At 37.9% G+C, this 15,407-nt stretch carries 15 protein-coding genes; 1 reads left to right on the plus strand and 14 read right to left on the minus strand.

What is annotated here, in order from left to right; genetic code table 11:
* The 5 genes from L6H98_RS10380 to L6H98_RS10400 form a co-directional block, all read right to left on the minus strand.
* On the minus strand, positions 1-638 hold a 638-nt coding region (locus L6H98_RS10380; RefSeq protein ID WP_236414893.1), incomplete at its 3' end, for a hypothetical protein.
* 159 nt (positions 639-797) lie between these two features.
* Positions 798-1,508, minus strand: a complete 711-nt coding sequence (locus L6H98_RS10385; RefSeq protein ID WP_236414894.1) for a hypothetical protein — start codon at positions 1,506-1,508, stop codon at positions 798-800.
* Between the two features lie 252 nt (positions 1,509-1,760).
* On the minus strand, positions 1,761-2,252 hold the full coding sequence (locus L6H98_RS10390) for a hypothetical protein (RefSeq protein ID WP_236414895.1): 492 nt from the start codon (positions 2,250-2,252) through the stop codon (positions 1,761-1,763).
* Between the two features lie 466 nt (positions 2,253-2,718).
* Positions 2,719-3,255 carry a hypothetical protein gene (locus tag L6H98_RS10395; protein ID WP_236414896.1) on the minus strand — a complete coding sequence of 179 codons (537 nt, stop codon included), beginning with the start codon at positions 3,253-3,255 and terminating at the stop codon, positions 2,719-2,721.
* A 156-nt stretch (positions 3,256-3,411) separates the two neighbouring features.
* On the minus strand, positions 3,412-4,362 hold the full coding sequence (locus tag L6H98_RS10400) for a hypothetical protein (protein ID WP_236414897.1): 951 nt from the start codon (positions 4,360-4,362) through the stop codon (positions 3,412-3,414).
* Here L6H98_RS10400 and L6H98_RS10405 point away from each other — a divergent pair.
* On the plus strand, positions 4,361-4,597 hold the full coding sequence (locus L6H98_RS10405) for a helix-turn-helix domain-containing protein (protein ID WP_236414898.1): 237 nt from the start codon (positions 4,361-4,363) through the stop codon (positions 4,595-4,597). The two genes, L6H98_RS10400 and L6H98_RS10405, sit on opposite strands and share 2 nt — an antisense overlap.
* 185 nt (positions 4,598-4,782) lie before the next feature.
* Here the strand turns inward: L6H98_RS10405 and L6H98_RS10410 are convergent, their stop codons facing one another.
* From L6H98_RS10410 to L6H98_RS10450, 9 genes are all read right to left on the minus strand, one after another.
* Positions 4,783-5,391, minus strand: coding sequence for a hypothetical protein (locus L6H98_RS10410; RefSeq protein ID WP_236414899.1), 609 nt, complete (start codon positions 5,389-5,391; stop codon positions 4,783-4,785).
* A 178-nt stretch (positions 5,392-5,569) separates the two neighbouring features.
* A complete protein-coding gene (locus tag L6H98_RS10415; RefSeq protein ID WP_236414900.1) occupies positions 5,570-6,364 on the minus strand; it encodes a Shedu anti-phage system protein SduA domain-containing protein in 795 nt (264 codons plus the stop codon).
* Between the two features lie 214 nt (positions 6,365-6,578).
* Positions 6,579-7,175, minus strand: a complete 597-nt coding sequence (locus tag L6H98_RS10420) for a hypothetical protein (protein WP_236414901.1) — start codon at positions 7,173-7,175, stop codon at positions 6,579-6,581.
* Between the two features lie 230 nt (positions 7,176-7,405).
* Positions 7,406-8,686, minus strand: coding sequence for a DUF6602 domain-containing protein (locus tag L6H98_RS10425; protein WP_236414902.1), 1,281 nt, complete (start codon positions 8,684-8,686; stop codon positions 7,406-7,408).
* Positions 8,687-8,843: 157 nt separating this feature from the next.
* Entirely contained in the window at positions 8,844-9,074 is a 231-nt protein-coding gene (locus tag L6H98_RS10430) for a hypothetical protein (RefSeq protein WP_236414903.1), read from the minus strand.
* Positions 9,075-9,406: 332 nt separating this feature from the next.
* A complete protein-coding gene (locus L6H98_RS10435; RefSeq protein WP_236414904.1) occupies positions 9,407-9,556 on the minus strand; it encodes a hypothetical protein in 150 nt (49 codons plus the stop codon).
* Positions 9,557-9,642: 86 nt separating this feature from the next.
* On the minus strand, positions 9,643-10,011 hold the full coding sequence (locus tag L6H98_RS10440) for a hypothetical protein (protein WP_236414905.1): 369 nt from the start codon (positions 10,009-10,011) through the stop codon (positions 9,643-9,645).
* 295 nt (positions 10,012-10,306) lie between these two features.
* The gene (locus L6H98_RS10445) at positions 10,307-10,918 is read right to left on the minus strand and encodes a hypothetical protein (RefSeq protein WP_236414907.1); all 612 of its coding nucleotides are present in this window, start codon (positions 10,916-10,918) and stop codon (positions 10,307-10,309) included.
* 406 nt (positions 10,919-11,324) lie between these two features.
* Complete coding sequence (locus L6H98_RS10450) at positions 11,325-14,963, minus strand: S-layer homology domain-containing protein (protein WP_236414910.1); 3,639 nt, start codon at positions 14,961-14,963, stop codon at positions 11,325-11,327.
* Positions 14,964-15,407: the final 444 nt, after the last annotated feature.

Below are 15,407 nucleotides of genomic sequence, written 5' to 3' on the forward strand. Positions count from 1 at the left end.
ATTATTAGTGTGTAAATAATTAATCTTCTCATAAATAAAGTCTCATAACTATTGAAATTAACTATGTACATTTTTTTACTGAATCTTAAATACACCCATACGTTAGCGTAAATCGGTAAAAATAAAAGAAAGTAAAAATATTCTTGATCACTCCATTTTAATTCGGACATGATAAGCAAAGATAAGTACAAAGGGACAAATAAATAAAAAGTATGAGCTAATTGTTCGATAAAAAGTAATATACGTTTTGCCATGTACGTTTTCCATACTGCTCTATGAACAATCCAACCAATAATTCCACTTGTTTTGCTTATATTATTTTTATTTCTAAATTCAGTATAGGCGCTTGTTTCTATAACGGTTAAGATTGTAAAAATAAATAGAACGATAACAAATATAAAGGGATATTCAGAGAAAGAAACTAAATATAAACCAATAATTGCAAATGTAACAATTGAAATCAAGAATAAAATTTCAAAAAAATATATCCAATACTTAGAAGATATTTTCTTAGCCAACTTCTTACCTATAAATTCACAAAATGGAACAATTCCCTTCATAAAAATCATACCAAATATTACTGCTAAGATACTTGATACAACAAGAAAAATTCCGATTATTAAAAAATTATTCAACACCAATCTTTCCTCCCCTGATCTTCTATAACAGTTTCGTCTAAAGTTCCGTATTCACAACATCCGACGAAGTCGGATGTGTCCGCTAAATCAACTTCCTGTTAATATCTACTGCCGGACCGAGGGTACAGCCCAATGCGTGAAAATATTGTTATGCGATGTTCATCGCTTCGAAGCACTACTTACACAAGTTATTAGATGATCTTGCAATAATTGTAGCGATATTTTAAAGCCTTCTCTTATGTCTACAAGATCATGCAATGTTATATACTTTTTAGAATCCTCAAAGCTTTTCAAATTTCCCTTCATAATTATAATATTCATGTTGTTCTCATTAGTAATATCAAGAGCAATATATGGTGCTCCATTATGAATAAAGAAATTTCTACTTTCATCGAGGGTCTTGAACCACGATGTGTCGCTTGAAGCAACTCTGAGTATTCTTGCTAACTCTTGTCCTGTATTTTCTTTTTTAATAAATATCCCCATTGCGGCATATAACTCATAAATATACTGACCAAATAATTCGCAGCAGGAGTTGATCTCAAACAAAAATGCATCGATATCGATTAATAGATCCAGCTTTAGACCATCGTTTATGCAAAGAGCATATCCTTCTTTGTCCCGTGTGAAAATATGCTCTTCAGATACATTCATTATTTCTTTACTTAACAGTTGTATACTATTAGTAAGTCTTTTTAATAGTCGGTCTATCAGATCTAGTCTTATTGCTATTGACATGGAGAAATCATAAAAATCATCACTAGGTGTAGCAATACGTCCTTCTTTTGTTGCTTTATGAATTTCTGTAATAATTCTCAGACCCCATTTATTTCTGAATATACACTCAAAATGAACCCATTTCTCTATCATTTAGTTTAATTCCTTTCACATGAATTTCGCATAACCTTTTCCTGATTCACGAACCTCTCCAGAGGTTATCTGCCGTAAAGGAAGATCAAGGAACTTACGACACTGCGGGAATCAAATGTTAGCTGAGGTGTTGTAGTCATCTATTCCAACACTTTCCTAATGTATTCATTTTTATCATTGAGTAATTCTTACAATTGGCAGATTCGATATGCAAATTCTTTTATTGGAAGGGCTTTTATATGTTTATTTTCTTTACTGTCTCTTGTTAAGAAAATCGTTATAAGCTTCTTGATGTAGTATATCCATATTCCGACGTTCTTCTATTATTAAATCAATAATGCTCAATAATTGATTTAAACTTTTTGAACTTCTCGAATAACTTCTAAACATCAATAGCATCTTAATCAATACATATCCGATAAGTAGAATTAATATTGGAGAGAACAATCCTGTGAGCTTATATAATCCTAATTGCTCTCTCAGAATAGTAAAAACAATTGTAAAAACTGCCAACATTGTCGCGATCATACTAGTGAACAAAGAATTTTGTTTATAATCTTCTACCAGAGAGCTAACTTCAGTTCGTATTACCTGCATATTAGCTAGGTTATAGTCAGTAAAATGACCCTTTAACTTATTAAGTTTTACCACATTATTATATATGTTGTTTGATTCTTCCAATTTTAAGTTATCAATTAATTCTAAATATTTATCTACTTGCAATTTTTTTCCGAAAAGCTTCATGATTCTCATTCCTTTGTTTTAATATTCATCATGATTTAAAAAAGTCCGAAGAGTCTTATCGACTGATTGGTCCGTTTTATTCTTAGCCATTTACAACGAATTTCTCATAACGTTTTGTATTGACGACGTCCTGGCCCCTTAGAGTCCTGCTTATAGTTGTGAAGCTTGCCGAACACCTAATGCAGTGACGTCCCGACGGGCTTAGGGGGGGCTGGATGTGGTCACTCGCTTCTCAGAGTGGCCCAGAGCGACAAAATGGTGTTAGCCGAATGAAGTTCTAGAAGTAGCCATTGTATTTAAGGCGTTCTCAAAATAGCTATATGTCATTGATAACCTTCCCTTCCATACACAGATTTCACTTAACGTTTCTATATTCACGACTCAGCATATGCTGAGTGTCCCGGCGTTGCCCGACCAAGGACGACTGTCCACAGCGTGAATAATATGTTATCTGTAATGCCGTTTTTCAAAGTATCCTTTTTCCTTCTTTAAACCATATTAGTTCAGGTTTTTTGAAATTCTCCATTCCAGTTTCAAATTCAATAAATAAGCCCCAATCATATTCTAAGTTATTGTATCTTTCTTTATCCGTATAACATTCTAATTTTTTGAAATCAAAGCTTCTATCAAGTTTATTTGTCGATTTTTTAATCTCTATCACTAAGTAGTTATTAGTATTCTCCCCTCTCCGGTGGATTACTATATCCGGAAAAATTGATAACCCCATATATTCCGTGTCGCCATAAACAATGTCTTTTGTAAAATCCTTTTTGAGTTTTTCACATTCTGACTCTAAAACATAGATTCTTTTCTGTTTGTTCATTTCGTCAATATTTCTATTGTACTCACAATCCACATTGTACTCTTGGAATTCTTCTTGAAGATATAATGCTAACTTATGTGCGATTGTTCTTTCATTTAAATCATGACTTAACAAATGACGATCTTTTTCACACAGCTCCGAAATAGCTATATTAATTCCCTTTATTATTGTTAGATCCATTTTCTCACTCCCTTTTTATGTTTTGGGCATTACTGATAACGTTAACTGGTATTCACGACCCAGCGCATGCTGGGTATCCGGCGACAGCTGGACCAAGGGCCTATGCCCGAAGCTTGAATATTATGTTATCTTATGTATTCGCCTTCTTGAGCTACCCTAATCAATATACGGAATTTCTTTAAGGCTTTTATTTCGCATTGAAAATTCATTTAATTCTTTTCTACTTAGTTGTCTTCGAGGATCCATCTTTAATTGATTACTTCTGTATTCGAGGTAATCAAACTGAGATTTTGAGGGGTCAAACCAGTATTTATTTTTGTTGCTTTCTATTACACTTGCACCAGTTAGAGAAATAAACGATTCAAGCTGTTTTTGGCGTTCAAATATATTTGTATTTTCTCCCCAACCCATAATGATAAACATGTATGAACGAATATACACCATTCTAAATAATTCAGGACTTCTCGCACCATATAACGGAAACAAATATGTAGCAGCGAATATGTTTGGAGGAAATTGTTCTCCTTCGTGTACTGATACCTTCATAACATTACCTAATAATAAGGTGTATAATTTAGGATTATTTCCTTCACCCAAAATGTATGGTATGTAACTTTCAAACTCAGCTGTAGATGTTTTATATGCTCGAGCTGCATTGTAAGATATTTTAAGTATCCATCTTAAAAGCAAATCGTAGTCGTACTCGAACTCAATAGGTTGAGTACGAATAAAACTATCAAAATAGTTGTCACATAAATCCTTTGCATAGGTATCTAATCCAGATAAAATTACGTTATTACAATATTGGCAAACATCTTTAATTTGATCGGCTGACAATGTATATTTTCCTATTCCACCATTATAACCAAATTTATAGTCTGGGTTTTTCTTGAATAAAAAGTCCGGAAAAACATGTTCTTTAGTTAATGGTTCGTCTTTGTGCGACTTGCAATAACTACAAATTTTCATAATTGCTCTCCTTTTCATTTGACGGGTTGTAATATGAAGTGCGACACGTACTGGAAATAAAAAGACAAAGGGCCCATGGCCGGATTGGTGTAGAATGAAGTCACCACAACAACCATTCACACAAGGAGAATCCACCATGAGCTACACACATCTTAGCATAATCGAGCGAAGCAAGCTAGAAATCCTCCACCAGCAGGGGAAAAGTACCAGAGCGATTGCCCAGGAACTTGGCAGACATCATGCACCATTGGCCGGGAACTCCGCCGAAATACAGCAGAACACTCGTACTGCGCGGAAAACTCTCAAGAGAGCTAAACTGTGTAATCTCTGGCATCGTACACTCTTGTGTTTTACATTTCTCACAATACTCTAATTCTAAGAAATTCATTTTTTTTGCTCCCTTGATTAGATTTCTGATAACGTTCCTGTATTCATAAACCCCAAAGGGGTTTTCTCCTGATATTCCTCTTCGAAATCCTTCCCGCAGACCAAGGCTCCTACAGAGCTGCTGCTTGAATATATTGTTAAACGAATTCATTGTACTGAGTATCCGCATTACTAAATTCTCGTTGTAATATAATCCATTTTTTTGATAAAATTTTCTCTCAGTTCATAATTACTATTGTTATTTAGTCTCTCCAAGTATTCTTGGTATTCGTTAAGTAATTCATCTTTAAATTTAATTACATCTAAACTAATTCCGTTTTCGATTTCAATAATCATGTTTTCTTGTTCAAAAGTAAGCTGAGTATTTCTTTTTGTCTGCGCTTGATGCAATATTCCATTTCTAATATCTGAATAAAAAAAACTGGCTGTTCTTCGTGTAAAATAGCCCCCGAAATAATTACTTTTAGTCAAAAATTGTACAAATGCTTCTTTATGTCCTCTGAAAACTGTAACATCAAGCCCATTATAAAACTGATGAAGCGTTTCAATAAGCAAACTACATAATGCCATTGTGCTAAAACTATAATCAATATATCTATAATTTGCCGTTATGTTATCAGAATATTCTTGTATCAGAAGTAGAAACCTTCCTTCAATTCGATCTGAAAATATGTTTATCGCTCGCTGCCAAGTTTGCTCATCACTTGTTAAAGATAAATTCAATGCTAAGTAATCTTCAAGATAGTATCTTGGTGAAATATATACTCTGTCCTTAAACATTTTTAATCCCTCTCCGTCTTTGATGATTTCGTTTAACGTTCCCGCGATTCCCGCTGTCCCCCTCTTTTAACGCCTTAGCGGAAAAAGTGTCGCGGTGCTTGCTTCGCAAAAACCGCGACATCAAGGGGAATGGTGGGAATCGACGTGTTATGGGATGATTTCACCAGATATTATGTTTTTATCTATAAGTACTATATCCTTCAACTAGATTAGAAACATAATCACACACTCTATCGTAATTAATTATATTTAAATTCGTTGATTCAATAATTATTCTATTTTTTCGATCTCTATCATTTGTCTCCATTTGATTTCTTCTGCTAATCACTAAACAATAGTGAATCCTTGTAATAGGAACATTTATGCCTTTCTCAGTAAATTTATGCTCATTAAAAAATGTTGTATTATTTGATTCCATCCACTCTTTCCATTGATTAATCTGACCTAAGCCAGAATTAGCCGATGCTGATAATTTATAACCATCAGTTAAAACAAATGTTGAAGCCGGTGATTCGAATTCAACAAGGATTAAGCTGTATCCATCAGAGTTTCTACCACATAAAACATAATCTGCTTGCATGCTACTTCCTAACTTCATTTCTGGAAAGAGATACGTCTCTTTGTGACCAAAATTATACTCTTTAAATATTGAAGCCGGGATAAACCACTTTCTATTTTTCTTAATGTAATCTTGAATATCATGCTCATTTTTCGCAGAATTAATGACCTTCCTTAGTGCATTTACTTCTAAATCTACAGATGTTCTATCTCTATGATAATGCCATACAACATTATTGGGAAATTTAGTATTGAAGTTATAAATAAACTTTCTCGTCTCATCATCAAACTTTTCAATTGGATCGGAAGCTTTGGAAAAATCAATTTGTCCCTGACTCCAAAATTCATTATATTCTTTAATAGCTGCTACGTATTTTCCTGTTGGTTTAGTATAATCAACTTCATATAAGTTCATATAATTCCTCCATATATTGATTTTATCAATTATATCTTTATTTGCTTTGGTGAACTTGTCCCATAACGTTTCCGCATTCACGACATCCACCAAAGGTGAATGTGTCCCGGCAATTGCTTCCTTGCTCTTACTTCCAGGACCAAGGATCGGCGAGGCCGGTCCACAGCGTGAATGTTATGTTATAGGATGTCTGGCACTTCTTTGAAATGCATACTCATTGCTCACCATCTTTTGTACTATCCTTATTCATTGAATTACGCTCTATCTCATCGATTAAATTAAATAGCCATGTCTTGATACCATTAATATAGTCAGTCATCTTCTCTTTCCGAAGATCTACATTTTTTGAAATAGGTATATTATAGAGAGACTCAACTGGTACATGGATTCCACCACGATGTTTTATAGCATTTGAATCATCTCTTACATTAATTACATGATTCCATCCCGGGAGTTTATCATAATAAATTCCGTCATGTTTAAGAGTATTTAATAAAGTAGATCTAGATGCTTTCAATTGCTTTTGAATCTCTAATATATCCAACGTATCTTCATGAAAATTCGAAATATTATTTACAAAGCATAACAACGCAAAATCTACTATATTATTCAATTTATTTATTGTTGATTCAAAAGTTAACATGAGAGAGGTTATAGACAATTCATAATCTGACATTTTACCGTCTGATGATACAAATATATCAGTTTGGGTATTATTATAACTTTTATTCAAAAAATGATTTGAGGCATTTTCTAAAAAAAATACAAGTGTTTGAAATTCCCATTCAAAAAAAACTTTAAATTTCTTCATCTTCTTCTCCATTTTTCATTTATGTATTTGCCGGATTTCCCGTAACATTCCTGTATTAACGAAATTCACCAGCCTTAGATAGGCTCTTATCTTAGGCTAGGGGAGTTGTTGGCTGAGCTACTTCTTCGAATTTTTCCTTCTGACAACTAAGGGGATTAATCCCGTAGCGTGAATATTTTGTTATATGATGTCTGTTCCTACTTTGAACTACTTATAACGCTTGTCTAATTTTATTCTCTATTATTCATAATTTTATTGATCCAGTTTGTTAGCCTTCCTGACTTATTCTCAGCAGCATACCATTTTCCATTTAGTGTAACAACCTGACATTGGTCAGTTAGGAGTGTAATTTGATCGTTATTAAATGCTATTAAGTTTTTTTGTGTCAGACCCTCAATCATAGTTTCTAATGTTACAGTCTTTTCATCAAGCCAGTTTCTAAATCCTGGCTTATTAATATTTAGCTCACCATACATGCATAACCAATTTACTACAAACCATTCTACTTCATTTAGCTCCGCAGGCTCCCATTCAATAAAACTAGGCTCGTGACTCAAATTACTTTTTTCTATATATTGATATCTTATTTCCCAACCTAATGTACCGTCATCCATTCTATGAGCTTTTCCTTTTAGATAAGGATGAAAGCTTTCGAATTCAAGATCTTCACCAAAAATATTGCTATTTAAATTATATCGATAACTAAGTTTAGTCCAAATAAATTCTAAAAGAAGTAATAGCGGATTATGAATCGATGAACCATAAAAATCCCAATATCCTTTCTCATCTATTCTACCTATATAAGGCATAGCATCTAATTTAGCCAATGAACTATTATCACATATAATTAGATCTGGAAATACTGCTGGACTATGACCTGTAATATTCGAGTTATTAGACAAATATCTAAAAAATGCTTCTCTCAAAGCATATTCTGTTTTATAGCCATAGTATCCGAAAATAATTCTTACAGGCAGCATTTCTTCAATTAATAAGTTATGGTATATAATTTGTTTATTATAATCTAGCGATGTCTGTACTTCTTCATAAGAAGGTAATTCCGCCTTTACAATATGTCTAAACGCATCTCTAAACCCTCGCATGTTTAATAATTCCGGGTCTAGATCAGACAAATTATAAATTTTCTTCATCTTATTATAAGAATCAATCAAATTATCGATGTATAAGTTTTTTTTAATTTCTAATACAGCTATTACTTGTGTCATATCATATATGTATTTGTCTGTATAAGGAATTCGCTCACCTTCCCCTTCTACTATCATGCAATCAATTTCATTACTAAATTCCCCTTCTTTATTTTTTATTTTGCCTGATGCAATTCGAACATCTAGCCCTTCAAATATAGCCTTGTTCAATAAATCTGATGTAAGGCCTTCATACATATCACCAATTGTTGGACCATGTCGTACAATTTCATATTTTTTAATTAGTTCTTTTTCTTTGTTCATTACAGACTGTAAAAAGTCGGATATGGTGAGACTATCATTCACTTCTCTCCTATTTGCACTGATTTCCTATAACGTTCCTGTATTCACGACCCAGCTCATTCTGGGTGTCCGACGAATGTCGGACCAAAGGCATATGCCCGCAGCGTGAATATTATGTTATAAGATGTTAGCGTCTCCTCTGATTAAACAAAAGATTTAACTATTCACTGTGTATGTCTTCTAAACAAGTACCACATAAAGACACTCCATCTTCACCTACTGGAACAAGTTTAATTCCACATCGCATACATAAATCTATATCATCGAATTCCCATTTTTCAGCACAGTTAAAACAAATATATTCTTCTTTTGTTCTGACCAACGTTTCTAAATCGCAATTTGAACAATTATCAATCGGCCATTCTCCACCTTGAGTTACAACTTCGTACATGCTTTCTCGTAAAACTTCCGACACGTACTCATTTGCAATCAAATCTGGATCGCCATTTTTATATCCACAAAACAAACAATGAAATCCATCTGAGATATCTCCAGCATTTTGTAAGCATCGAGGGCATGCAATTCAAATTCAACATCATTATGCATTAATTTCTGCTCCATCAAAATTCCCTACCTATCATTTTTGATTTAATTCCGTACTAATTTCTTATAACGTTCCTGTATTCACGACCTCAGCGTATGCTGAGGTGTCCGGCTGCTTCCACTTTACTGAAATCCTTCCATGTCGGACCGAGGGCGTGTGTCCGCAGCGTGAATATTATGTTATGCGATGTTATCAGTCTCTTTGATAAATCTTTCAAATATTTCTTTGGGCGAAACAAATTTTCTTTCTATAACTTCCTCTTCTAAAGCCTGATCCCAAAATGTATCTACTTCTTCGGCAGAAATCAATCTGCAATCAACTGCAATCAACTACTCTCAATACGAAATGACTGATTTAACCACTAAGTAGAGCATAATACATTGCGATCACATAAGGAGGAACCATTAATCCGCTCTCATATCCCCCCCTCATATATCAGCCTTTCTTTACTTCCTAATGAGTAAGAAAACGCTAAGGATCTATATGTTCTATGATTAATTCTGGATAATTTTTTATAGTATTTTTTATAGTATTTTTGTAGTACTTCCCACTCCTGTTCATCGTTTTCTTTTATATATTTTTTATAGATGCTATTTAGTATGACTTTATCTTTATACCAGTCTCTTAAGTGCTTATCTTTTTTTGGATCGTTGGAATTAATATAAGAGGCTATATCCATTGTTTCTACAGCATCACGAAATAGCCTACCTGCAATCCTATGCTTCTTATCTCTAAGTAAATCAAGACAATCAATTAAAGATTCTAGAGAATCAAGAGATAACATCCAAATAGCCTTTTCAGCACTTGGATCGTCACGTACATATGTACCTGATTTTTTATCATATGTTCAAATAATAGCTTTAATAATTTACTGGTTTCTCTGTAAAACTGATTTTGAGCTTCGTACTCATAAGGGTTTTGATACGCTTCTTGGGGACTCTTCCCCAGATAAAACTCGTCTCTTATACCTCCTATGTTTTGATGATTTCTCATAACGTTCCCGTATTCACGACCCAACGAATGTTGGGTGTCAGGCGAATGCCGGATCCAGGACGAATGCCCGCAGCGTGAATATTATGTTAGTCGAAGTCATCTTCTTCTCGAGAAACATGCACTAATGTCCATGCATTTCTTGAAAAAGCATTATCGATAGCTATAATATTTATTAAGTTATATATCTCCATCGGGGCAGAATATAATTGCATGAATTTATTAACTTTGACAGGCAAGAAATTCTTGGTCGAGGCGTGCCATGTCCACATATTTCTATCTTTAAATTCTTTCATAATATTCAATTTAGTTTCGTAGATAAATCTATACGTGTTTCCTCTCCATTCTTCTGGGAGATGAGTTAATATTTCATTCAATCCAGCAGCAATCCAAATCAGAGCTTGTTTTTCATTATTTTCTTTGTTTTCCCATAACATTTCAGCAGTTCGGTTAAAACCTACTACCGTATCCCAATCAGCACCTAGGATACCTCTATCATTTAACTTTTTTGTTCTATATTCAATTTCATTAGTCGGCCACCAATCTATTATTCCAGTTCCAATGTTGAGATTAGGATTCGATTGTGATTGTATTTGAACTTGTTTGAAGATCGGGTCTTCAATAGATTTGCAGCTATAATTTTCAACAAAATATTTCCAAGACGAGTAGACTTCTGTCCATGAAAAATTTTCAGAATTCATATTTGATCTCCCTTTGGTAAAATGCTTTTCTATGAGATGATTTCACATAACATCTAATCTATGTACTTCGTAAATACAACACATTCTGCCTTATAATCTGAACTACGTATATGATAACCTATGGGGCGATATTCGCGAAGAAAAATTTGGCGAAAAAGGGAAATATATCAGATGCTCATTTTCCAATGCCTATATGATCCCAATGGACTTTGAACACGTCGAATATATGTGATTCCAAAACAAAAAAGGAAAGCTCTTTTTCATCCCATAGGGAGTCGAACAAACCAATTTTAAATAGGTATCCCCCCTCACTATAGCAGGTTTTAGCTATACACCTGTTACAACAAGGGGGGACAAATCTATTCCTTACCTCTACTCAGCTTAGAAGCTATGAGCTATTTCATGGTTAACCCAGCAATTGATCTATCGTTGGATTCTCTCTCAGCATGCGCATGATCACCGTTAACGCTTCCGCCCTCGTGAGGTTGGCGTCCGGTTCAAACCGATTTTGGCTCTTGCCCTCGAGTAATCCAGCCCTTGCAGCCGCTTCTATGATCTCCTTCGCCCAATGCTTGGGTGCTACATCAACGAATGTTGGGGCATCGCCAGATGGACTATCCTGAAAAATCAGGATTTTCGAAATCATGGCAACCATCTCGGCTCGTGTAATCCTCTGATCAGCGTGGAACGTTCCGTCAGAGTACCCGTTGATAACTCCATTAGAAGCAAGAATTTCTATAGATTCTCGCGCCCAGGAGGTCTGGATATCCCGTAACTCAATCCTTCCGCTTCCTGAACGTAGGGCAAATGCTTTAACAAGAAGTGTGCTGAACTCTGCTCTCGTAATAGAAGCATCGGGTCTGAATCTGCCGTCTGGGTAGCCATTGATTATACCTATCTTGGCAGCGGATAAAATATCTTTGGAAGCCCAATGGGACGCCACATCCTGGAACGTTACAGAGTTACCGGCCAATGCATCTTGTATAAAAGCTATGAGCCGATCGGTTTCAACAAGAGCATGAAAATACTTGGTCTCCTTAGCTGGAGGCGTTGAAGGGTCCGATTTAGCCGGAGTGCTCGTATCGATTGAAGTGCTTGTATTGGTTGTTGAACTGCTCGTATTGGTTGAACTGCTCGTAGAGGATTCTGGCCCCGAAACTGGCGCGCCGGTTACTGTTACGTTTATATCTACTGATTGGGTTCCATAGACAGCACTGACGACAGTACTGCCTGTCGTTTTACCTGTAACTCTCCCATTGATAACATTAGCAATTGACGGATTGCGAACAGTCCAGGTTACCGATGAGGTCACATCCATATGCGCCTGATCTGAAAAAATAGCTGTAATCGCCACCGATGCCGTCTGCCCGGTCAGTACGCTTAACATATTTGGAGTAGCCCTTAAACTGCTTAATGCCTGCAAGGTAACGCTCTTCGTTGCAATGCTGCTAACTTTGGTCCCATCGCTTACGGTAAAGCTGATCGTGCGCGTCGCCGCATCGGGAGAGACGGATGTATTATTGTAAGTAACTGCTTGCAATGCGTTCTGCCACTGTGCCAACGTTGCGGTTCCACCTGCGGACGTCAGCGTCAGCACGCCAGTAGATGCATTATAAGTCGCCGTAATATTTCCCATCGTCGCCCCATCATTGATGTAAGCCAGTACATCTTTTCCCGCGTCGAAGTGGCTCGTGATGCTAACCGTTGCGCTGGCCAAGGTTGCATTGTCCAGGTCTGATACCGTCAGACCGCCGTCAATAGCGACCGGAGTCGAAGCTGTACTATTCCCTGAAATGTAATTGGTCGAACCACCACTCGTGGTCACAATTGGTGACTGGTCGGTGGCCGCGACCGTTACAATTCGTGTCGCTGTATTGCTCACATTGACGCCGTCCGTCACCGTGAAGCTAACCGTACGTGTCACCGTATTTGGCGTGATCGCCGTATCTGTATAAGCAATTGATCTCAAAGCGGCTTGCCACTGCGCCAATGTTGCAGTTCCGCCCGCGGATGTCAGCGTCAGCTCACCAGTAGATGCATTATAACTGGCTGTTATATTTCCCATGGTCCGCTCGTCAGTGATGAAACTCAGCACATCCTCTCCAGCATAAAAATTACCTGTGATCGCCACTGTTGCGTTTGCAAGCGTAATACTGCTATCCGCGGTTAACATTATGCCCGAGTCGATAACGACCGGAGTCGAGGCTACATTATCCCCAGCCACGAATGAAGCCGAACCGCTGCTTGTAGTCAGACTCGGAAGCACAATCACCGTTACTTCCACAGTATATGTAGCAGCAGCGCTGGTCTTTATTCCGTCGCTTACAGCGTAGCTAATAATGCGCTGCCCTGGCGTGGCGCTCGTGCTTGAGAACGAAATTCCCCTCAACGCACTCTGCCACTGCGCCAACGTTGCGGTTGCGCCTGATGATATCAGCGTCATCACGCCAGTAGATGCATTATAAGTCGCCGTAATATTTCCCATGGTCGCCCCATCATTGATGTAAGCCAATACATCTTTTCCCGCGTCGAAGTGGCTCGTGATGCTAACCGTTGCGCTGCTCAAGGTCGTATTGTCCAGATCTGATATCGTCAGACCGTTGTCCATAGCCACCGGAGTCGAAGCTCCAGAAATGTAATTGGTCGAACCACCACTCGTGGTCACGATCGGTGCCTGGTCCGTAGCCGTCACCGTCACCGTTCGCGTAGCCGCACTGCTTGTATTGACGCCGTCCGTCACCGTGAAGCTAACCGTACGCGTCGCCGTATTTGGCGTGATCGCTGTATCTGTATAAGTAATTGATCTCAAAGCGGCTTGCCACTGCGCCAATGTTGCAGTTCCGCCCGCGGATGTCAACGTCAGCACACCAGTAGATGCATTATAACTAGCTGTTATATTCCCCATGGTCAGCCCGTCATTGATGAAACTCAGTACATCTTCTCCAGCATGAAGATTGCCTGTAACCGCCACTGTTGCGCTTGCAAGCGTAGTGCTGCTATCTGCGCTTACCGTTATGCCAGAGTCGATAATGACCGGAGTTGAGGGAGCATTATCCCCAGCCACGAATGAAGCCGAACCGCTGCTTGTAGTCAGACTCAGAGGCGCGATCACTGTTACTTCCATAGTATGTGTAGCAGCAGCGCTGGTCTTTGTTCCGTCGCTTACAGCGTAGCTAATAATGCGCTGCCCTGGCGTGGCGCTCGTGCTTGAGAACGAAATTCCCCTCAACGCACTCTGCCACTGCGCCAACGTTGCGGTTGCGCCTGATGATATCAGCGTCAACACACCAGTAGATAGATTATAACTCGCCGTAATATTTCCCATGGTCGTCCCATCATTGATGTAATCCAGTACATCTTTTCCCGCGTCGAAGTGGCTCGTGATGCTAACCGTTGCGCTAGCCAAGGTTGCATTGTCCAGGTCTGATATCATCAGATCGTTGTCCATAGCCACCGGAGTCGAAGCTCCAGAAATGTAATTGGTCGAACCACCACTCGTGGTCACGATCGGTGTCTGGTCCGTAGCCGTCACCGTTACAGTTCGTGTCGCCGTACTACTTGTATTGACGCCGTCCGTCACCGTGAAGCTAACCGTACGTGTCGCCGTATTTGGCGTGATCGCTGTATCTGTATAAGTAGTTGATCTCAAAGCGGCTTGCCACTGCTCCAACGTTGCGGTTCCGCCCGATGATGTCAACGTCAGCACGCCAGTAGATGCATCATAACTGGCCGTAATGTTCCCCATGGTCAGCCCGTTATTGATGAAACTCAGTACATCCTCTCCAGCATGAAAATTGCCTGTGATCGCCACTGTTGCGCTTGGAAGAGTAGTGCTGCTATCTGCAGTTATGGTAATGCCAGAGTCGATAGCAACCGGAGTGGAGGGCGCGTTATCTCCAGCAACGAAAGAAGCCGAACCTCCAGTTACAGTTAACACAGGACCCGTAGCTGCAAAGGTGGTCGGCGTCATATAATTACCGAGTCCCGTCTGGAAGGTTAATGCAATGGTAAGCAGGACCATCAATTTACGTATTACGTTCTTCATTGACTATTTCCCCTGTCATTTAAATTTAATCCTGAATGTGCAACCATTGCTGTAAGGTAAGCATCAGACTGTATCTAGTCAATGTGTTCTCATATTCGATGGATACTATATCGCCTTTTCTACTTAGATAAAACCCATTTTGCGACATTCTCGAAGAGAATTCCTGTGCTTTATGAACTATTTTTAGGACTTTAAGCATATTTTTTTGATTTTTCTTTAGTGTAATATGGATCTAGCCCTCATAACGTCTGCATTGTGAATTTTGACTATATTAAATCGTATGAAATATACCGTTCCGATAACGAAACATACTCTTCTTTTATCTGTACCTCGCTAAAAACTAAAAAACAGGCCACTTTCCCCCCTCCTGGAGACATAAGATGACCTGTCTATACGTCTGGTTAGATAATTCACTAGCCTCTCTATAGGTGGCACAGGATTTAC

The organism is Paenibacillus sp. JJ-223 (genome assembly GCF_927798175.1).
In the GTDB taxonomy this organism is placed as follows: Bacteria; Bacillota; Bacilli; order Paenibacillales; family Paenibacillaceae; genus Paenibacillus; species Paenibacillus hubeiensis.